This window comes from Rhizobium sp. BK313 (assembly GCF_014193655.1).
Classification (GTDB): domain Bacteria; phylum Pseudomonadota; class Alphaproteobacteria; order Rhizobiales; family Rhizobiaceae; genus Rhizobium.
In genome coordinates this window covers 2,122,449-2,141,783 of record NZ_JACHZQ010000001.1, presented here as the reverse complement: position 1 = coordinate 2,141,783, position 19,335 = coordinate 2,122,449, and the positions used below count along the sequence as shown (strand labels likewise).

The window sequence follows — 19,335 nt, the reverse complement described above, 5'->3', positions numbered from 1 at the left end:
ACCAAACATGGGCGGCGGAGCGACTATCGCCGCTTGAATGTCCAGCCCTCCGGCCGTTCTTCGATCACAGTCATCGTATCGCCGATCTTCACCGAGCCTTCGCCGCGCGGCACGGCATTCCAGCCGAAGAGCGGACCAGGGACACGGCGGTCCGCGGACATGCGGACGCGCCCCATGGCCGGCATCGGGTTCGGCACGTCGCGCGATCCGGTTTTCTGGTCCTGCGTCGTCATGATGCAGCGGGCGCAGGGCTTGACCAGATCGAGGCGGATACCCGCGATCTCGATCGCCGCCCAGCGGTCTTCGAGCCATTCCTCGTCGCAATCGATGACAATGTTCGGACGAAAGCGCTCCATGCCGACCGAACCTTCGCCATGAGCGGCAAGATCGGCATTCAACGCCTTGAGCGAGCCGGTGGTGGTGACGAGGATCTGATATCCATCGGAAAAGGTAACCGGCGTCTCGCCGCTAGCCCATTCAGGGTTGGCGATCCGCTTGGCGAAACTGTCGAAGAAGACCAGCTTGACCTGGCGTCCGAACCAGACCGACAACGCCTTGTTCGTTTCGTCGTCGGCAACGGAGGCGTTGACGACCGCTTTCCAGACGTCCACGTCCATGCGGTTGTCCTGGTGCGGCGGAGGCACGATAATGTCAGCTTTGCCCTCCATTTTCAGACGCAGGTAGGAGGGGCCGGGCTGGACGTCGATGCGGGCAAGATCCTGCAATTCGCGTTGCGTGATGAAATGGCCGGAAGGTTCGACCAGCATGGCACGACGATCGCCGATCAGGCCGAAAGCGTCGATAGTGGCGGATGGAATGGCAATGCCGCGTGCGCTCTTGAGCGGATAGATGAAGAGATCGCTGACCCGCATGAATAGCCCTCAGATTTCGTCGATGAACATTGCCAGCACCGTCTTCAACCGCTCATGCCGCTCGCCCGCGAACCTCCGGCCGGTTTCGGTCTGGAACCCGTCCGCCAGTTTGAACAGCTTTGTCTCGAAATGGTCAATGGCGAAGCGCTTGTCATCCAGTGGCCGCTCTACGGCGAGAGGATCGAACGGATCGTAGAGGCCGGAGCCCAAGCGGCCTGCAATATAGAAGCAACGGGCAGCGCCGACCATGCCGATCGCATCCAGTCGGTCGGCATCCTGCAACATTTTCGCCTCCAGCGTCTCCGGCGGAATATTGGCGGAGAAGCTGTGCGTGGTGATAGCGTGCGCCGCGGCGGCGATATCCTCGCCGGTCCATCCAAGCTCCCTCAGGATGCCTGAGGCCTTCTCGGCCGCAAGCCTTGATGCCTGCGCTCGATGCGGCGAATTTTTCTCCACCGAGACGCAGTCATGCAGCAACACGGCGGCGGCAAGGATGCGAGCGTCGCCGCCTTCTTCTGCCTGGATGGACATCGCGTTCTTGAAGACGCGCAGGATATGGGCGATGTCGTGCGAGCCGTCGTCGCCGTTGGCTGCGTGCGGAATGAGGTCTGCAGCCAGCGCCTCGAACGGGGCAAAAGCCCGCGCCATTCTATTGGTGTCCATCTTCGGCCCCGCGTCGGAATGATCTGTCGGAATAATCCCTGCGTTCCTACCGAGCGCAGAGATTCGCCGCAATCATTCCGTTGCTTTCTTGCCGGTCAGGACCTTCTGGTAGAACAGGCCGATGCCGATCAGCACTGCGCCGAGACCAATGAAGGACAGCGCCCGCAGAAAGCCCTCCAGGTTCGCCATGTCGATCAGGAAGACCTTCACGACAGCGACGAACACCAGCGCGGCCGATGCGATACGCAGGCTGCGGGCATCGAAGCGCGCGCCAAGCCAGAGAAGGGCGATGCCGATCAGCAGCCAGACGACGGAGTAGGAATAAAGCTCTCCTTGAATGAAGCCGTTCCAGAACGGGATATATTCGCCCTGCCAAAAGCGGCGCGCCGACAGCGTTGCCCAGGCAAAGGCCATGACCGCACCGGCGACGGCAAGCATCGTCACATAGGGCAGGGGCCGTTTGCTCCGCGCATAGAACGCCAACCCTCCATAGGCGAGCGCTGGCAGAAGATAGCCGAGCAGCAGGAGGTTGAAGAAGGGAATCCGCCCTGTGCTTTCGCCTGTCACGAAGGGGTTAAGCCCGACCAGATGCAGCGTCAGGATCAGAATGACGGAGAGGACGCCGAGCGCCATTCCGCCATAACGTAAGACGGGGCTCGATGCGCTGAGATCGAGCGCCATCAGCGTCGCCGAAGCGCCGATCGCCAGCAATGTGTAGATCGATTGTTCGCCAAGCGTCGGAACGTTCGCATTCAAGACGCCGCCGTTCATCGCATGGCGCACCAGGATGGCGATCGTCAGCAGCACCAGGAAGCTTGCGAGTGCCTGCAGGGTGTTGCGCAGTCTGAGGTCCGGCGAACGCTTGACCTCGAAGGCGGCCCAGACGGCGAGTGCCGCGGGGATACCGTAACCGGCAAGCAGCATGTTGAAAACCGGCGTCGTGCCGAGCTCACCCGGGTCGACGATGGTCGGCTGCCAGGCGATGCGCCCCAGTGTGATGATCAGCGCCGCGACCATCGTCCAGGGCAAGGCAGGCCAGGAGCGAATGCGTCCAGCCAAGAGAAAGGCCATGCCAAGCACCGGCAGCAGGATCGTCGGGGTGGCGTCATGGGTAAGCGTGTGCAGGGCGAAGACGAAAGCGGCGAAGGAACCGGCGGCGAGGATATTGGTCGGCAGCGCCATTTCGTTTTCCGGGGATAGGCGGTTCTGCCATTCGGCGAGCGCCAGCAGAACAATGCCAAGCCCGATGCCATAAAGCCCGTGAAGCCAGTCGCGCGTCCAGTTGCCGAAGGTGACGTAGCTGATCACGGCGATCGTCAGCGGCGTGGCGACCATGATGACGCTCCACAGCGCCGCAAAGGGCCTTTCGCTTTCGCCGAACCGCTTGAGAAAGAAGAAGCCGACAAGGACGAAGGCCGCGCCGAGGCCGAGACCATCGTAGACGACAACGTCATAGAGCGCCGGGACGACCTCTACGATGTTCCAATCCGTGCCGCTTGTTGGGTGCGCAAGAGCGACGAACATGCCAAAGCCGGCGGCTATGGAAGACAAGATTGCCGCCCAAGCCGCATATATACGACCGGCGCCGAAGGCCGCGACTGTCGCAACAATCGCAGCAAAGAGAAGAGAGGCATCCGGAAGCGGGTATCCGTTCAAAAGGCTGTAGGCCAGCAACGACAAGGCGACTGCGGCGGCGCCAATGGATGCCGTCAGCGTCATCCCAAGCGGCGCACGCGTCAGGAACGCGGTCCAATGGCTGGCGGGTGGCGAGGTCGACGGTCCATCGGTTTCGGCCGATCGGGCACTTTCCCCGGCCGTTGCTGCTGCTTCATAGCGTCCCGGCCAAACGAAAATCGTGCCGGCGATCATCCCCAGCATGGCCAGAGTGACCGGTGCCAGGTCGACCACGTCGCTATTGAAGATGTAAAGCAGTGGCCAGATGCTGAGAAGGGCATTGGCAAAGGACGGTGCGATGTGCCACCGGCGCAGGCGCGATGCGGCAGTGGTGGCGAGCCAGGTAAAGACGAGATAGCCGAACAGCGTCCAGGGTCTCGGCGCCGTCGGGGCGATAAGTGCCGGCGTGATCATGGAAGCCAATAACCCGAGACCCGCAAGCGCCTGGCCATGCAGGAGCGACAGGCCAAGCGTGGCGAGCGAGATCAGCCCGAGAAGGAGGAAGGCGCTCGCCGGCCCGATGAAGCCGTAAATGCCATGAGCAGCATAGGTCGAGCCGAACAGCGCGACGACGCCAGCCGCTGTCAGCACGCCGGGGATCATCGCGTTCTGGAAGGTATTGGCAAGCACCGGCCCGGACCGACGCCGGATGATTTCGCCGGCGGCGACAAGGATCAAGCCGAAGACGGCGGCAAGCACCAGTCGCACCGCGGGGCTGAGCAAGCCGCTTTCGATCGAATATTTGACCATGAACACGCCGCCGAGCGCCAGCGCGATGCCGCCCACCCATACGGCCCAGCGGGCACCGATCGTGCTCTCCAGGCTTTCGTTATTCTGCGCAATCGGGGCGGCGATTACGTCCTCCGCTTGCTCTGGGGAACTGCGTGCAGCGACATCAGCCGCTTCCGATTCGGCCACTGGCTCTGCGACGGTTTCGGTCGATAGTTGTGTTGGAATGTCGGGGAGCTGGGAGGCCATCTCAGCAGACTCTGCGGCTGTTGCTGATTCGCCGGTTCCAACAGCCAACACATGGCCGGCAATCGCATTTTGCAGCTCTAGAATGCGGCTTTCCAGCCGTTGTAGCCGTTGATTGTAGCTGCGAAGTATCAAAATGCCCACGACCACAATCAAGATCAGCAGCAGTTCCGTCATGTCCCCTCCATGGGCCTTTGTCGTCACATTATACGAAATGAGCGGGACAGTAAGGGGCGGTCAGCCGATTTTCCCTATGATTCCAGGGAATTACGCGATGAGATGTAAAACGCATCGCAGGGGCCACCATCATCGTCTTATTAGTGAATTACGATTTATAACTTGGGAACTATTGTTAATACTCATTAACAATTCGTCTTTACCCAAGCGGCAAATCAGCCTATCTACACATGTAGTTTAACCAGAACGTATTGCGTACAAACGACGTCGCATGAGGCGGCTCCTACCCTAGGAGGTTTGTATGTCCCATGTATCTTCCACATCCAACAGTACTTATCCTTATCGCGGTACGCTTTCGCGGCTCGACGCGAATGGCGATGGTGTTTTGAGTCGTGAAGAGCGCGAGGCCGACGAGCGTCCGGGCATTCTCGAAACCGATGCGATCGACAACGGCAACGCGAACGGCGCATTGGGCAGTCTGATGGCAAAGCTCATGCAACTACCCAGTGGCGGCGCTACGACGGCGAGTAAATCGCCCGAAGCTAACAGCGCTTTCGACCTCGATCTGCTGACGCCGATGGATGCTTACAACAGCACTTACGGCCAGTACGACGTGGACAGCATGGCGGCCTGACCGGCCGTTTTGCTCAAACAATCGGAGCGGTTCGCCGGTTAACGGCGGACCGCTCATTGGTGTTCGAACCTTGCTCATTTCTCTCTTTGCGGGAACACCCGTCCCTGTGATGCGTTGCATTGACGTTAAACGGGAGGATGTTCCATGAGGACTATTGTTATTGCCGCGGCTCTGGCCTTGGCGGCAGGCCTGCCTGTGATGGCGCAGGACAAGCAGACGGCGATTGCCAATTTTGTCGGTCCCGATGGCAAACAGGCAGGGCGGGCGGTCCTGACTGAGGCGAAGACGGGTGTCCTGATCGAACTCGACGTCTCCGGTCTGCCGGTCAACCGCTGGGTTGCCTTCCATATCCATGAGAATGATCGTTGCGACCATAGGCACGGGTTCGAATCCGCCGGCGGCCATTTCAATCCTACCAAGGCCGAGCACGGCTTGCTCGCGGCCAACGGCCCGCATGCAGGCGACATGCCCAATCAATATGTCGATCAGTATGGCAAGCTGCGGGCGCAGGTATTCAACAGCATGGTGACGCTGAACGGGCAGAACGGCATTCGCGGCCGGACGCTGATGATCCATGCGGAGTCGGATGATTACCGCAGCCAGCCCGTTGGCGGTGCCGGCAAGCGGCTGGCTTGCGCAGTTATCGAATAGATTGCCTCAAGGGTGATTCGGGCATTCGTCTCGATTCTTGCAAAGCACCGGTTGTCTCCATCGCACGGAGGCCCACCGCCAATATGATTCGATGCCTGTCAATTGGGGTTAATGATCAATTAACACCTATCTTTGACCGCCTCTGAAAATCGGCCTATCCCAATTGGCATTTCAACGAGCGTACTGCGTCCCACCGAAAACGCTTGATGGCGTTTTACTTTAGGAGATTTGGATGAGTGGTATTTCTTCAGTTGGAAGCAGCATGACCGCTGCCTCGTACAGTCCCCTTGATACCAATCACGACGGCATTGTGGACGCCCAAGAGCTGCAGGAAGCAGCGCAGTCCGGTCTTCTGTCGGCAAGCGTACTCACCGACGAAGATAGCAATAGCAGCAGCGACCCGAGCGCGACGGACGCATTCTCGAGTAATCTGGCATCGATGCTGCTGCAGATGCAGCAGAGCGGCGCCAGTGGCAGCGGCCAGACCGGCACGGATTCGTCGAGCGACGGTTCGTCGGATCAGTCGCCGATGGACCAGTTGTTTGCCAGCCTCGATACCAACCACGACGGCAAGGTTTCGTCCGACGAGTTCGTGGCCGGACGGCCGAAGGACATGAGTGAAAGTGACGCCGAAAACCTGTTCAAGAGCCTGGATACCCAGGGCTCCGGCTCGCTGAACAAGGATCAGTTCGCCGAAGGTCTCGACGTGCTGAAGCCCACGGACTCATCTGCCGCCGACATGCTGTCGCTGGAACAGACCTCCAGCGGCAACAGCGATGGCACGAGCACCAGCGGCAATGCCGACCAGAACGCTTTGGAAGTCTTCATCAGCGAGATGCAAGCCTCGATGAATGTCTACCAGAATACCTACGGTCAGTATGACCCTGATCCGTCTGATAGTGTTGCCGCCTGATCGGCCGCCCTCGCATAGCCTGGAAAACGGACGGAGACTGCGCAAGTGCAGTCTCCGTTTTTATGTGACGCCGATTTCGTTCAGCAGCGGCAGGACGAAGGGCGCGTTGCCGTCCGCATCGGCGCCGCGGCCGATTGCTTTGACTGCGTCGACGAGCCGGCCTTTGCGATCAAGCATCCGGTCGCCGATCATGATCAGCCGTGTATTCGGCGTCGCATAGGGCGAGGCGACACGCAGGCGACGGGCAAGCGCCAGATCGTCCTCTTCGGGGTGGACGGCAAGCGCCGCAATCAGCGCTGCAGCGGGCGACCGCGACACGCCCATCCAGCAATGTATCAGCAGCGGCGAGGTGCGATCCCAACTCCTGGCAAAATCGATGATGTCGCGGACGTGCGTCTCCTGCGGAGCGACGAGATCGCCGGTACCGGCAAAACTGATGTCGTTCATGCCCAGCAACAGGTGCCGTTCCGCCCTGATCACCGCCGGCCGGTGGAACGTTTGTTCCTTCGCCATGAGGCTGATCATTTCGGATGCACCGTGGCGAACGGCCATCTCCGCGATGCGCGCCAGCGGCGATATGACGATCGCGGTCATGCCTCGGTTCTCACGGCGGCGGCACGTTCGGCCTCGATCGCGTCGAAGCGCGCCAGGAAAAGCCGCTGCGCTTCGATCGCCGGCATCGGTTCGATCGGCAACATGTCCCGCGCAATACCGCGAGGCTGGCCGAAGAACTTGCGCGCCTCCTGCGGCGTAAAGCCTGCGAGCAGCGTCGCCTCGAAATAGGCGGAAACCGTATCGGCCTTCTTGATCTTTTCCTTCAACTCCGGTCCACAGTGGGGCGGTAGCGCAAAACGTCTGTAGATCGCAGCTTCCAGGCGCTTCTCCACCGCTTTGTAGTCGCCGCCGACCACGGATTTGAACGGCGAGATCATATCGCCGATGACATATTCCGGAGCATCGTGCAGCAACGTCGCCAATAGCTCGTCCGGTGTCGCTTGGTTGAGGCGGCGGAAGATAGCCTCCACCACAAGACTGTGTTGCGCCACGGAAAAGGCGTGATCCCCGGAGGTCTGGCCGTTCCAGCGCGCCACGCGGGCAAGCCCGTGGGCGATGTCACTGATCTCGACGTCAAGCGGCGAGGGATCCAGTAGATCGAGCCGGCGACCCGACAGCATGCGCTGCCAGGCGCGCGGGGTATCACCCGCTGTCATGCCGAAGCCTCATCTGCCTGCGCGGGGAAGGAGAGGCCGGACCAGGCGGGCAGCGCAACGGAAACTTCGCGATCCACCGCCAGGATTGGCGTGCCGGCTGCGATGGCTTCGCCGGCGCGGTCGATGCGAACGATAGCGAGGCCCTTGGTGCCGTCGGTCGAACCCAGCGTGCCGATCGGCTTGCCGCCGGCGGTCAATTCGGTACCGGTGGCAGGCAAACCGGTGCTGCCGGTCACAATGACGACCCGCCGGCGCGCCGTGCCGCGATGCTGCATGCGGGAAACCACTTCCTGCCCGACATAGCAGCCCTTGCGAAAGCCGAGGCCACCGTTGAGATCCATCAGCACGTCATGCGGAAAAGCGTCCTGCAGGGCGAAATCCAGGCCGGAAACCGCAATGCCATTAGCGATGCGCACCGTCTGGTAGAGCGCCTCGGTATCGTCGCCATGTTGGCCGGGGGTGCGCGTCAGCGTAATACCTGCCTTTGCGAACCGGCTGTCCCTGCGGTTTTCAACCTTATTCTCGCCCCAGGCAACAGTGACGCCTTCCGACTCGATGGCAGCGAAATCGACCGGCGCACGCAGCCGGTACATGGTGAGCCGTTTCAGAAGGCCGTCTTTTTGCACTGCATCGGTCTCCAGCAGAAAGCCGGAACCATCTCGCCAGATCATGAAGTCGAACAGGATTTTTCCCTGCGGCGTTAGCAGCGCGCCAGGGCGTGCCTCGTCCGCGCCGAGCGAAACAAGGTCGGTGGTGACGAGATTATGCAGGAAGGCCTCTGCCTCCGCGCCGGTGACGCGAAGAAAGGACCGATCTCTCAGGAATACGGCTGGCATGGTGGATCCGCTAGTTTGGCCTATCGATCAGAGGTAGGGCCTCCAGTCGAGAACCGCAAGTTCTGCGGCCGGATCATTCGCCGGAGGTGAAGAATTTCCATTTGCCGTCCGGCGTGATGCCGACGCGGTAGAAATTATAACCGCCGAATTCCTGCATGTCGGAGAAATCGCCGGCAGTGACGATGCGCATCAGATCGACCTTTTCCGGGGTCGTCAGGGTCTTGATGTCCTTCTCCGCGAAGTAGGGCCAGACATACATCTCATCCGATGTGCCCTGGCCGACATGGGCAAAGCCGGTCGACATGATATCGAGGAGAATGGAAAGGATCTCGATGCCATCGGGATCGCCGGAAAGGTCATGCAGCGTCTTGATCGGGTCTTCGCCCGGATCGTCAGCCGTCACCTGTGTCTGATTGAGGCCGCCGCCGACATTCATCAATGGACGCAGGCGCTCGAGATCACCGGAGGCGGCCGCCTCGACGATCTCCTCGCGCAGCTTGCGCACCGGCTCCGGCACCTTGCTGATATCGAAGAGAATCTCCACCGGCTTGCCGCTGTTCGGGGCATTGCTGGAGGCTGTGTTGCTGCTGCTCTGTCCGGCCTGGTTGTTGATCAGCGGATCGGGCATGGGAATTGTCTTTGATGGCGCCTCAAGCGCCTCTTCGACCGGCTTGTCATGACTCGGCTGCGCTGATTTCCCTGCCGCATTCGGCTGGGTGGCGGACGGATTGAGCTGGGAGAATGCAAGAGCCGGCAAGGGGAGGGCAAGGCTGCCGAAAAACATGGTCGCGGCGGCAAGCAAGGCAATGGAACGTCGAAACTCATTGCCCGGTACGATGTGCATAAGGGATCTCTGGCTGTTATTGCAGGGTGCGGTTCGGCGAGAATTCACCAGCAAGCATGCGTTCCCTAAGCGATTCGAGCAAGACTTCTGCGCCCTGTTCGCCATGGATGCGAATAGTCTCGCGGATGGCATGGGCAATTGCGGCGTCGGCGATGATTTCTGGCTCGATTCCGTCAGCCATCCCGTCAGCCCAGGCCTCGTTCTGGTATTCCAGCGCCGCCTGCCTTTTTTCGTGGACAATCATGTCGTCGATGTCGTTCAGGCTTGGTTCCATTGTTTCATTCCTCGAGACGTCCATGTCCTTACCGCTTGATTAACGACTTTATCAGCCTTTTCCTAAAACGACACGGCTCGGCACGAAAAGGGGTTAATAAATCGTCAATTTCCGAAGCGGGCGGTTATTTCTGTGGCAAGTGTTGCACCTTCGTTACGGTAGCGCTCCTCAGCAACGATGGCCTGCGGCGTGCAATCCGTGTAAACCGATGCGAAGGACCTATATCCTCGGTTGAACGAGGCGGTCAGTCTTTCTTTGCGTTTCGGCTCGTCTTTGGTCTCCGTGTCGAGAAGTTGCTGCATATCGGCTCGCCAGGAATCCTCTTTTCCGGTGTTGCAGAGATTGCGCAGATAGTGGATCGAGCCAAGAATTTCGGCGAGCCGTGACAACTGATCGTCATAAGGCGTGGGTCGCTCTGCACTATCCGTGTCGCCCGGCGTCTGCACCTCCGGAACGGTCGCCGCGGGCTGCGCAAATGCCGGAAATGCGGCCGCGAGCGCGGCGCAGATCGAAAGCAGAGTGATTAGGCGACGATGATTCATACGCCCAATTGATATGGCAAGCATGACGGGAACAAGGCGAAAAGCTCGCTTTCCACGCCGTTATTGTTTCACATCGTTAATGCGCGAGCCCTGACACTTGATCAGACTCGAGCCTCCGCTAGCCGTTCGGCGCATTCGAGCACGCTTGCTGGCACTGGCAGGACGCGGATCTCTTCCAGCGAATACCAGCCGATCGCCGCGGCATCATCGGCGGCCTCGGCGATCGCATTCTCGTCGGCATCGACCAGGAAGACCGACAGAAAGAAATGACTTGTGAGCGTCCCGTCTGCTGCATGGCTCCTGAGATCGTAAGTTTCGAACAGACGGGGGTTGCGGGCGGTTATTCCGGTCTCTTCCTTGAACTCCCGCAATGCCGTCGCCGCCGGCGTTTCGCCATCTTCGGCCCGCCCGCCCGGGAAAGCATACATATCGGCGGACGGCGGATTGCGTCGCAGCACCAGCAGGAAGCGACCGTCACGTTCGAGGATTGCGGAAGAGGCGGGGCGAGGGATGGAGGTCATGGGTCAATTCGGATTCTGATGAAAATTTCGGGCGACGAATGATATGCGGGCAGAGGAGCTTTCAACTCCGTAAGATACGGCCCTTGTTGTCCGAGATGAAAGCCCTTTTACTGACGAATGAAAATGGCGGCGATTCGAGTCCGCCAGCCAGACCGCCTAAAATCATGATGACCTATGGACTTTACGCCCTCGCTGCACTGGCTGAAATCGCCGGCTGTTTTGCCTTTTGGGCATGGCTTCGGCTGGCAAAGCCGATCTGGTGGCTAGCACCAGGTCTGGTGTCGCTGGCGCTGTTCGCCTGGCTGCTGGCGCTGGTGCCGAGCGACGCTGCGGGGCGTACCTTTGCGGCCTATGGCGGCGTCTACATCGTTGCCTCCATTCTCTGGCTGTGGCTGATCGAGGGACGTCTGCCGGATCGCTGGGATCTCTCTGGCGCCGCCGTCTGTCTGGCGGGCGCGGCCATCATTCTCTTCGGCCCTCGCAACTGACCTTCTCCTTGACCCGACTCTTTGGGGGTGCAAAACAAGCCAAATGTGCGGACGATTTGCATTGACGGAAACTGAGAAGAAGGTGCGGGAATTGCTCGGTTATCTCGAGCATGAAGATTTTCCCGCGCGCTATAATATAGCTCCGACGCAGCCGATCCTGGTCGTCATTTCAGGCGACCGGCCGGAACGGGGTAGCAATCTGCCGGATCGCCGCGCCCTGCTTGTTCGCTGGGGTTTTACGCCGGCTTGGGTGAAGGATCCCAAGGAATTTCCGCTTTTGATCAATGCCCGCGCAGAAACTGCGATCGGCAAGGCTTCGTTCCGCGCGGCCATGCGTCACAGGCGCATCCTGATCCCCGCATCGGGCTTTTACGAATGGCGACGCCCCTCCAAGGAGAGCGGCGAGAAATCGCAGGCCTATTGGATCCGTCCGCGGCGCGGCGGCGTCATTGCCTTTGCCGGCCTGATGGAGACCTGGTCGTCGGCCGATGGCTCCGAAGTCGATACCGGCGCGATCCTGACGACATCGGCGAACCGAACAATGCGGCCCATTCACGACCGCATGCCTGTGGTCATCAAGCCAGAGGATTTTGCCCGCTGGCTTGATTGCAAGACGCAGGAACCGCGTGAGGTCCTCGATCTGATGGTGCCGGTTCAGGAGGATTTTTTCGAGGCGATTCCGGTTTCGGATCGCGTCAATAAGGTTGCCAATATGGGGGCGGAGTTGCACACGCCAGTGATGATCGAACCTTCGACCAAGCCGCCGAAGAAGCCGGACGCAGGCGATGGCCAGCTAAGCCTCCTCTGAACGGCTTTCTACCGGATCGGCGTCGTCATGAACCTACAGGTGCTCTAGCTGCGTGACCGTTGGCGGACACGGCAGGCTTAGGCGAGCTTCTTCTTCAGCGGTTTGGTTTTCAGCATCAGATGCGCTGCCAAGACGGCCTTGAGGCCGAGCGGACGATAGAGTGTGCTGGGGTCGATCTTCGCCTGCGGTTGTGCCGCTTCTTCTTTCTTCGTGGTCATGTGTTACTCCTCACGTGTTCCCTAGGGTGTTTTTTGATTCACTGCCGTGCAGTGTTCTTTTTGTCATAAATCATGACAAATCAAAGGCATTCGCCAATCAGCTTTTGTAAACACCGACCATATTTCGCGAGCGTAACGCGAAAATTTAGCATTAAAATATATCTAATTTAGATATTTATTTTTCGTTAAAGAGTTGCGTAAATACAGCTGAATCCGAACGGGATACGGCTTTTTGAGACACGAGTGTTTGCCGCCCGCGGTCGCAAGCGTCAAACTGCTGTTGCTTTTCGGCTAGATATGCCGGCCGATATCGTCGTTGGAATCGTCGACATCGGGATCGGCGGGGCCATTGATTGTGAAGGTGCCGTATTTTCGCGCCCAGGAACGGGCGCCGAGGGGCAGCGACAGGAGATAGGCAGCCACGGTTACCACCATGACATGCCAGGTGTAGCTCATCAGCAGCGCCACATAGACGACCAAGGCAAGCATGATCGGCAACACGAGATCGCGGCGGATACGGCTGCCTTCGGATTTTCCGGACCAGACGGGCAGGCGGCTGACCAGCAGGAAGGCGATCAACACGGTGTAGGCGGCGCCCCAATAGGCAAAGGTCCTGCCGGGTGTCACCCCTAGGAAGCCGAGATAGACCGGCAGCAACACCAGCATCGCGCCGGCCGGCGCCGGTACGCCGACAAAATATTCCGACTGCCAGGACGCCTTGTTCTCACGTTCCGCCATAACGTTGAAGCGCGCAAGCCGCAGGCCGGCCGCGATGGCATAGATCAGGGCTGCGATCCAGCCGAGCGAGCGTGCCTGATCCAGCAGGAAGACATAGACGACAAGCGCCGGCGCGACGCCAAAGTTGACGATGTCGGCAAGAGAATCCATCTGTGCGCCGAACTTGGACGTGGCTTTCATCAGCCGTGCCACGCGACCGTCGACGCCGTCGAGGAAGGCGGCGACCAGCACGGCAACGACCGCGAGCTCGTAGCGGTTTTCGAAAGCGAGGCGGATGCCGGTCAAGCCCGCGCAGATCGCCAGCACGGTGATCATGTTCGGCACCATCAGCCGCAGGGGGATCTCCCGGAGGCGCGGCCCGCGCGCCTCGTCGTTAGGACCATGCGGCTCGAATGGCGGAAAAGGCGTCTTCATCTCGCTCGTTTCCTCAAGGCTCAGCTACGGCGGCTAACGATGGGGCCCTTCAACGAGCCGAATTCGGCAATCACCGTTTCGCCGGCGATCGCCCTTTGGCCGACCGAGACGCGCGCGGCCGCTCCCTCCGGCAGGAAGACGTCGAGGCGCGAACCGAAACGGATCAGGCCGATACGCTCGCCCGCGTCAAGCGGCTCGTTTTCATTGACGAAGCAGAGGATGCGGCGGGCGACAAGGCCGGCAATCTGTACGACGCCGATCTCGCCATGCTTCGTCTCCACGACGAGGCCATTGCGTTCGTTCTGTTCGCTTGCCTTGTCAAGTTCCGCATTGAGGAAGCTGCCCTGGCGATAGGCGATATTGGTGATGCGGCCGCGCATGGGCGAGCGGTTCACATGGCAATCGAAGACGTTCATGAAGATCGAGATGCGCAGCATAGGCTCGAGGCCGAGATTGAGCTCGGCAGGTGGCGTCACCATCTGCACGCCGGAGACCTTGCCGTCAGCGGGCGATATGGCGAGATCGTCGTCCTGCGGCGTCATACGCTCGGGATCGCGGAAGAAATAGGCGCACCAAAGCGTGAAGATCAGCCCCACCCAGAAGAGCGGCTTGAAGATCCAGCCAAGAACCAGCGACGCAACAAAGAAACCCGCGACGAAGGGGTAACCTTCCTTGTGCACGGGGACGATCGTGTTGCGAATGCTATTCAACAAGCTCATCGATGGCGGACTCCACTAAAGCATGATCCCGAAAAACGGGCGGCGATTTTCGGGCAAGATCATGCCGGCCAAAAGACAAGAACAAGATTGAGTCACCTTGCCCTAACTACCAGACTGACGGTGACTACAGGCAAAAACCGTCATGGGCAATGCCAGCACCGCTTTCAACAACACCCTTGAATTTTCCGCACAATGCCTGGATGCAGCAGGAGAAGACAATTGCGGCCATGCGTTGAAAGAGTCGAGTCCATGGGGTTCGAAATGGAAAGGAAGTTGATAGTAAAGTTTATTGACTGTCATAGATTTTTACGACATGCTTCGTATCGTCAGTTGGACACCAAAGGGGAAACCGATGACAGCCCAGGACTTGTCTCGTGAACAAGACGCTCCCGATGAAATTGCCATACCGGCGTTGCTGCGGCATGCGCGTACGACCTACGGTACGGCCATGCGCCGCGCACTTGCCGCCGCCGGCTGCGACGACATGCCGAAAAACGGCCTCTATGTCATCGGCGGGTTGGCGCTGGAGACGATCCAAGTGCCACTGAGCCAGCTTATTGCCGAACTTAGAATCTCAAAGCAGGCCGCCGGACAACTGGTGGATACGTTGGTGACGCGCGGTTATCTGGAGCGGACCGTCGATGCGGACGACCGCCGCAAACTGACCATTACCTTGACCAAGCGCGGAAGAATGGCTGCCAGCGTTCAGGCCGGCGCCAGGAGAAAAGTGGACGAAACACTGATTGCCAGGGTAGGCGTCGAACATGTCGAACACACGCGCGCAACCCTTGCCGCTCTGATCGACATCGGCATGAAGGCAGAAGCCGAAGAAGCGAGTGAATAGGGGCTGAACGTCAGTTCGCCGGTGCCAGCCGATCGACGACGCCGAGGTCGTCGCTCTCGCGCACCTGCTTCAGATGTTCTTCCGCCTGCGTCGCCTCGCGCTGGCGGTTCCACATCGAGGCATAGAGGCCGTTCTGCTCCAGGAGGGCAGCATGTGTGCCGCGTTCGGCGATCTCACCGCTTTTCAGCACGATGATCTCGTCGGCCCCGATGACGGTGGAGAGCCGATGGGCGATGACCAGCGTCGTGCGGTTCTTGGAGACGACGTCCAACGCCGCTTGGATTTCCCGCTCGGTCGTCGTGTCCAGCGCTGAGGTCGCCTCGTCGAGGATGAGCACCGGCGGAGCCTTGAGGATCGTGCGGGCAATGGCGACGCGCTGCTTTTCGCCGCCGGAGAGTTTTAGGCCGCGCTCGCCGACCTTTGTCTCGAAACCTTCTGGCAGATGGCGGATGAAATCGCCGATCTGGGCGATCTCAGCCGCGGTCGTCACTTCGGCCTCGCTCGCGCCCGGCCGGCCATAGCGGATATTGTAGGCGATGGTGTCGTTGAAGAGCACGGTATCCTGCGGCACCATGCCGATCACCTTGCGCAGGCTCTTCTGCGTCACCGTGCGCAGATCCTGGCCGTCAATGGTGATCGTGCCGCTCTGCACGTCGTAGAAGCGGTAGAGAAGCCGCGACAGGGTCGATTTGCCGGCGCCCGAAGGGCCGACAACCGCGACAGTCTTGCCGGCCGGCACTTCGAAGGAGATGCCCTTCAGGATCGGCCGGGCGGCGTCATAAGCGAAATGCACATCTTTGAAGGAAATAGCGCCTTGGCCGATGACCAGCTCCTTGGCGTCGGATGCGTCTATCACTTCCGGCTTCACTTCCAGCAGATCGAACATCTCTTCGATGTCAGTCAGGCCCTGACGGATTTCGCGATATACGAAGCCGATGAAATTAAGCGGCACCGAGAGCTGCAGCAGCATGGCGTTGATGAAGACGAAGTCGCCGACAGTCTGGTGGCCGTTGAGAACAGCCCATCCGGAGAATATCAGCATGACCGTGGTGCCCAGGCCGAAGATCACGCCTTGGCCGAAGTTCAGCCAGCCGAGCGAAGTCCAGACATCGGTGGCGGCCTTTTCATAGCGCGACATCGATTGATCGAAGCGCCTGGCCTCCATATCCTCGTTGCCGAAATATTTGACCGTCTCGAAGTTCAGGAGCGAATCGATCGCCTTGGTGTTGGCGTCGGTGTCGCTCTCGTTCATCGCCCGACGAATGGAGATGCGCCAGTCGCTCGCCCGGACGGTGAACCAGATGTAGAGCCAGACCGTCACCGCTGTGATGGCGAGATAGGAAAAACCGTAGCCGCGCCAGAAGATGATCGCGGTCAGCAGGAATTCGACGAAGGTCGGAACGGTGTTGAGAATCGTGAAGCGGACGATCGTCTCGATGCCCTTGGTGCCGCGTTCGATGATGCGCGACAGACCGCCGGTTTTGCGCTCGAGATGAAAGCGCAGCGACAGCTCGTGCATGTGCAAAAAAGTTCGGTAAGCGAGCTGGCGCACGGCATATTGGCCGACGCTGGCAAAGAGCGCGTCGCGCAACTGGTTGAGGCCGAGCTGGATGAGGCGCGTGACGTTGGTGGCGATGATCAGCGCGATAGCGCCCACCATGAAGGCCGGCAGGATGCCCTGCATGTCCAGCTTGCCGTTCAGGGCGTCGACAGACCATTTGAAGAAATAGGGAACCAGCAACAGGAAGAATTTCGAGATCAAAAGGTATACGGTTGCCCAGACGACCCGCATCTTAAGGTCCATGCGGCCCGCCGGCCACATATAGGGCCAGAGATTGACGATCGTATTCAATGGATTGCTGGAATCCGCCGATATGGTCTTCTTGCGGTCTGCCATGTCCGTCTCCGGGCGAATATCTGAAACAGCCGGGTAGTGGCGCGCTGGCGCAGCCTGGCTGAAAAGGCCCCGTCAGCTAGTGAGCAGGGCGATGAGGGTCGGCGGCACGCTTATACTATTTTTATGTCAGGTAAAAGCAGCGGCCAGGCGTTGATTGCGCATAGAGCGCCGTGCGTTCATTTGAACGCACAAAGGTCGCTCTAGCTTTTTGAATCCAGAGCATCCCATCCGCTTACAGGTGAATCACCTGAAAGCGGGATGCTCGGGCCGCATCGCGCCGGTCCTGTTGTGAAAGGTTGTGTCCTAGAGATGTTCGCCCGAAAGGCGCTTGCGATGCAACTCTTCCGAATTGGGCAGCGCATCTTTGGGCAGGCCGAAGACCTGACCGGGCAGGATCCGGTCCGGGTTGTTGATCTTATCCTCATTGGCGAGATAGATCGTCGTGTAGCGCACGCCGGCGCCGTAGGTGCGGCGGGAGATCTGCCAGAGCGTATCGCCGCGGCGGATGATGACGGCATTGGCGTTCTGCGAAAGCGGTGCCTGCTGCAGGGTCTTCGGACCACTGCCGCTGGAGGAGGTTTCGACGCTAGCCGGTGCCGGGGTCGCATTCTCCGGCTTGGTGACGGCGGCGATCATCTCCCCGAGATTGGGCAGCGCATTGCCGACCGACTTCGGATCCTTCGGTAGAGCTTGCAACACGGCAAGCGCCCTCGCGGCCGCACTGGAGGCATCGGCGGCTGCCTGTTTCAGTGCCGCGCTGGCATCGATCGCCGGACGGAATTCCGAAAGTGACTTCAGGGCAATTTCCGTTCCCGAGCGGGCGGCGGCGAGTTGTTCTGTATTCGGTTGCTTGCCGTCCGCAAAAAGGCTCTTCAGCAGCGCAAAAGCCTTGGCAGCATCTTCCCTCAGCTTGCCAAGCTCACCTTCGTCGAGCGGCACCATGGCGGTGGCCGTAGCGTTGCCGCCGGTGCCGGAAGCTGCCGGTGCCTGTGCCGCGACCGTCACCTGATTGCCCTCGGGGCGGGTGAAATTGACGCTGGTGCGCACCGCGACCTTGCCGGCACCGTCGAGGACGTCGACACGGATCTTGTGGTCACCCACCGTCAGCGGCATCTTGCCGTCGACAACGAAATGGCCGTCTGCTCCCGCCGCGATCTCGCCGATCAGCTTGTCGTCGGCATAGGCGCGAACCTTGGCATTCGGCTTTGTCGTTCCGGCAACGAAGATATGGTCGTTTTCGATCTCGACCGCATTGACCATCACCTCGGGCTGGTCACCGGTCGTCGCTGCGGATGAGGTCACCGTGTTGCCGGCTGGATTGGCGGAAGCAACGGCAGCGTTGTCCTGCGGTTTAGCGCCAGTGGCGTCGTTGGCGGTTGCGCTGCCGATATCGTTCGCGGGTGCGTTGGCCGCCGGCGCCTGCTCGTCCGGTGCGACGCGCCCTTGCTTGGCTGACGGTGCGGTGATGATGCGGCTTGCCGCACCGGGCTTGGAAACCATGGCGAGAAGCTGGCTCTTGTCGTCCTTCGGCACCGAAACGGTAGCAACTTCCTCGGAGGTGACGGCCTTGCCGTCCTTGCCGGTTGCGCGCAGCACCAGTTCGTGATCGCCGGGCGGTAGCGGATCGTCGAGCACAGCGGCGAAATCGCCGCTCGGTCCGACTTCGGTCGTCGTCACCACCTTGTCACCATCGACGATCTCGAGCTTGGAATTCGGCTCTGCCGAGCCGGCGATGACGGTGGAACCATCAGGCTCGACACGCAGCACGTCGAAGGATGGCGTCACCGGTCCTGCCGCCTGCGTCTGCGGCGCGGTCTGGCCGGTGAGGGCTGCCCGCGCCTTATCGATCGCGACGACGGCATCGGCGATGTTCTGCGGAAGCGACTGGATGATGGCGAGCGCCTTGCCGGCGCCGTCATGTGCCTTGTTGACCAAGGCGGTCGTTGTGGCATCCGTGCCCTGGGGAACGGCAAAATCGACGATCGCCTGCAGCGCAGTGATCACCTTCGTCTTGGCTGCGGTAAAGACATCTTCGGTCGGCCCCTTGCCATCGTTGAAGAGCGCCTTGAGATCGGCGAGGGAGCCAACCGCCATGCCGCTGAGATCGGTGAGCTTCTTGGTGACATCTGCGGCGTTGGTAGCGGTTGCGACGGCACCCTGCGTTGCCTCGCCGGCCTTTTGCGCGGCGTTGTCAGCTTTTTGCCCATTCTCCGTGATGGTGTTCTTCACCGTGTCGCCGGCTTGATTGATGGCGTCGCCGATCGGCTTTTTGTCGCCGTTGATGCGCGGCATCACAAAGAAGACCATCAGGATGGTCGCAACTACCAGCACCAACAGAGCCAGCAAGCCGGCACGGTTCTTCATCATCATTTATCTCCAAGCGGCGGAGTCGTCTCCACTCTTGAAATTGCTAACGATTTCG

At 60.1% G+C, this 19,335-nt stretch carries 21 protein-coding genes; 6 read left to right on the top strand and 15 right to left on the bottom strand.

Annotation, left to right across the window (positions count from 1 at the left end):
• Positions 1 to 23: 23 nt before the first annotated feature.
• The 3 genes from FHT86_RS10260 to FHT86_RS10250 form a co-directional block, all read right to left on the bottom strand.
• Positions 24 to 872, bottom strand: a complete 849-nt coding sequence (locus tag FHT86_RS10260; protein ID WP_133706696.1) for an MOSC domain-containing protein — start codon at positions 870 to 872, stop codon at positions 24 to 26.
• Positions 873 to 881: 9 nt separating this feature from the next.
• Positions 882 to 1,535: an HD domain-containing protein gene (locus FHT86_RS10255; RefSeq protein WP_183868570.1), complete on the bottom strand. Its 654-nt coding sequence runs from the start codon at positions 1,533 to 1,535 to the stop codon at positions 882 to 884.
• A 72-nt stretch (positions 1,536 to 1,607) separates the two neighbouring features.
• Complete coding sequence (locus tag FHT86_RS10250; RefSeq protein WP_133706695.1) at positions 1,608 to 4,361, bottom strand: DUF2339 domain-containing protein; 2,754 nt, start codon at positions 4,359 to 4,361, stop codon at positions 1,608 to 1,610.
• 301 nt (positions 4,362 to 4,662) lie between these two features.
• Between FHT86_RS10250 and FHT86_RS10245 the strand changes: the two genes are divergently transcribed.
• From FHT86_RS10245 to FHT86_RS10235, 3 genes are all read left to right on the top strand, one after another.
• Positions 4,663 to 4,995, top strand: coding sequence for a hypothetical protein (locus FHT86_RS10245; RefSeq protein ID WP_133706694.1), 333 nt, complete (start codon positions 4,663 to 4,665; stop codon positions 4,993 to 4,995).
• Between the two features lie 144 nt (positions 4,996 to 5,139).
• Positions 5,140 to 5,646 carry a superoxide dismutase family protein gene (locus tag FHT86_RS10240; RefSeq protein WP_133706693.1) on the top strand — a complete coding sequence of 169 codons (507 nt, stop codon included), beginning with the start codon at positions 5,140 to 5,142 and terminating at the stop codon, positions 5,644 to 5,646.
• 262 nt (positions 5,647 to 5,908) lie between these two features.
• On the top strand, positions 5,909 to 6,559 hold the full coding sequence (locus FHT86_RS10235; RefSeq protein ID WP_246779422.1) for an EF-hand domain-containing protein: 651 nt from the start codon (positions 5,909 to 5,911) through the stop codon (positions 6,557 to 6,559).
• A 60-nt stretch (positions 6,560 to 6,619) separates the two neighbouring features.
• Here FHT86_RS10235 and FHT86_RS10230 read toward each other — a convergent pair whose 3' ends face one another.
• The 7 genes from FHT86_RS10230 to FHT86_RS10200 all read right to left on the bottom strand — a co-directional run bounded on the left by FHT86_RS10230 (position 6,620) and on the right by FHT86_RS10200 (position 10,787).
• Positions 6,620 to 7,153 (bottom strand): tyrosine phosphatase family protein, encoded by a 534-nt coding sequence (locus FHT86_RS10230; RefSeq protein ID WP_133706691.1) that lies wholly within the window; start codon positions 7,151 to 7,153, stop codon positions 6,620 to 6,622.
• Positions 7,150 to 7,770 carry a YfbR-like 5'-deoxynucleotidase gene (locus FHT86_RS10225; protein ID WP_133706690.1) on the bottom strand — a complete coding sequence of 207 codons (621 nt, stop codon included), beginning with the start codon at positions 7,768 to 7,770 and terminating at the stop codon, positions 7,150 to 7,152. The genes FHT86_RS10230 and FHT86_RS10225 overlap by 4 nt, the downstream gene beginning before the upstream one ends.
• On the bottom strand, positions 7,767 to 8,606 hold the full coding sequence (locus FHT86_RS10220; protein WP_133706689.1) for a folate-binding protein YgfZ: 840 nt from the start codon (positions 8,604 to 8,606) through the stop codon (positions 7,767 to 7,769). Before FHT86_RS10220 ends, FHT86_RS10225 begins: the two co-directional genes overlap by 4 nt.
• A 73-nt stretch (positions 8,607 to 8,679) precedes the next feature.
• The gene (locus tag FHT86_RS10215; protein ID WP_133706688.1) at positions 8,680 to 9,450 is read right to left on the bottom strand and encodes a hypothetical protein; all 771 of its coding nucleotides are present in this window, start codon (positions 9,448 to 9,450) and stop codon (positions 8,680 to 8,682) included.
• Between the two features lie 16 nt (positions 9,451 to 9,466).
• On the bottom strand, positions 9,467 to 9,724 hold the full coding sequence (locus tag FHT86_RS10210) for a hypothetical protein (RefSeq protein ID WP_133706687.1): 258 nt from the start codon (positions 9,722 to 9,724) through the stop codon (positions 9,467 to 9,469).
• Between the two features lie 104 nt (positions 9,725 to 9,828).
• Positions 9,829 to 10,266: a TIGR02301 family protein gene (locus FHT86_RS10205; RefSeq protein ID WP_246779421.1), complete on the bottom strand. Its 438-nt coding sequence runs from the start codon at positions 10,264 to 10,266 to the stop codon at positions 9,829 to 9,831.
• 101 nt (positions 10,267 to 10,367) lie between these two features.
• Positions 10,368 to 10,787, bottom strand: coding sequence for an NUDIX hydrolase (locus FHT86_RS10200; RefSeq protein WP_133706685.1), 420 nt, complete (start codon positions 10,785 to 10,787; stop codon positions 10,368 to 10,370).
• A gap of 167 nt (positions 10,788 to 10,954) precedes the next feature.
• Here FHT86_RS10200 and FHT86_RS10195 point away from each other — a divergent pair, with 167 nt between their 5' ends.
• Both FHT86_RS10195 and FHT86_RS10190 read left to right on the top strand, forming a co-directional pair.
• Positions 10,955 to 11,275 carry a YnfA family protein gene (locus FHT86_RS10195; RefSeq protein ID WP_133706684.1) on the top strand — a complete coding sequence of 107 codons (321 nt, stop codon included), beginning with the start codon at positions 10,955 to 10,957 and terminating at the stop codon, positions 11,273 to 11,275.
• A 43-nt stretch (positions 11,276 to 11,318) separates the two neighbouring features.
• Positions 11,319 to 12,083 carry an SOS response-associated peptidase gene (locus tag FHT86_RS10190; protein WP_133706683.1) on the top strand — a complete coding sequence of 255 codons (765 nt, stop codon included), beginning with the start codon at positions 11,319 to 11,321 and terminating at the stop codon, positions 12,081 to 12,083.
• A 77-nt stretch (positions 12,084 to 12,160) separates the two neighbouring features.
• Here FHT86_RS10190 and FHT86_RS10185 read toward each other — a convergent pair whose 3' ends face one another.
• From FHT86_RS10185 to FHT86_RS10175, 3 genes are all read right to left on the bottom strand, one after another.
• Positions 12,161 to 12,301 (bottom strand): hypothetical protein, encoded by a 141-nt coding sequence (locus FHT86_RS10185; protein WP_166656780.1) that lies wholly within the window; start codon positions 12,299 to 12,301, stop codon positions 12,161 to 12,163.
• A gap of 291 nt (positions 12,302 to 12,592) precedes the next feature.
• A complete protein-coding gene (gene pssA / locus FHT86_RS10180) occupies positions 12,593 to 13,453 on the bottom strand; it encodes a CDP-diacylglycerol--serine O-phosphatidyltransferase (protein ID WP_133706682.1) in 861 nt (286 codons plus the stop codon).
• Positions 13,454 to 13,473: 20 nt separating this feature from the next.
• Positions 13,474 to 14,172, bottom strand: coding sequence for a phosphatidylserine decarboxylase (locus tag FHT86_RS10175; RefSeq protein WP_133706681.1), 699 nt, complete (start codon positions 14,170 to 14,172; stop codon positions 13,474 to 13,476).
• Between the two features lie 352 nt (positions 14,173 to 14,524).
• On the opposite strand from FHT86_RS10175, the gene FHT86_RS10170 reads away from it, so the two are divergent.
• Positions 14,525 to 15,016, top strand: a complete 492-nt coding sequence (locus FHT86_RS10170; RefSeq protein WP_166656779.1) for a MarR family winged helix-turn-helix transcriptional regulator — start codon at positions 14,525 to 14,527, stop codon at positions 15,014 to 15,016.
• A 10-nt stretch (positions 15,017 to 15,026) separates the two neighbouring features.
• On the opposite strand, the gene FHT86_RS10165 is transcribed toward FHT86_RS10170, so the two are convergent.
• Together FHT86_RS10165 and FHT86_RS10160 are read right to left on the bottom strand one after the other, a co-directional pair.
• Complete coding sequence (locus FHT86_RS10165; RefSeq protein WP_133706679.1) at positions 15,027 to 16,913, bottom strand: ABC transporter ATP-binding protein/permease; 1,887 nt, start codon at positions 16,911 to 16,913, stop codon at positions 15,027 to 15,029.
• 303 nt (positions 16,914 to 17,216) lie between these two features.
• Positions 17,217 to 19,280 (bottom strand): LysM peptidoglycan-binding domain-containing protein, encoded by a 2,064-nt coding sequence (locus FHT86_RS10160; RefSeq protein ID WP_133706678.1) that lies wholly within the window; start codon positions 19,278 to 19,280, stop codon positions 17,217 to 17,219.
• Positions 19,281 to 19,335: the final 55 nt, after the last annotated feature.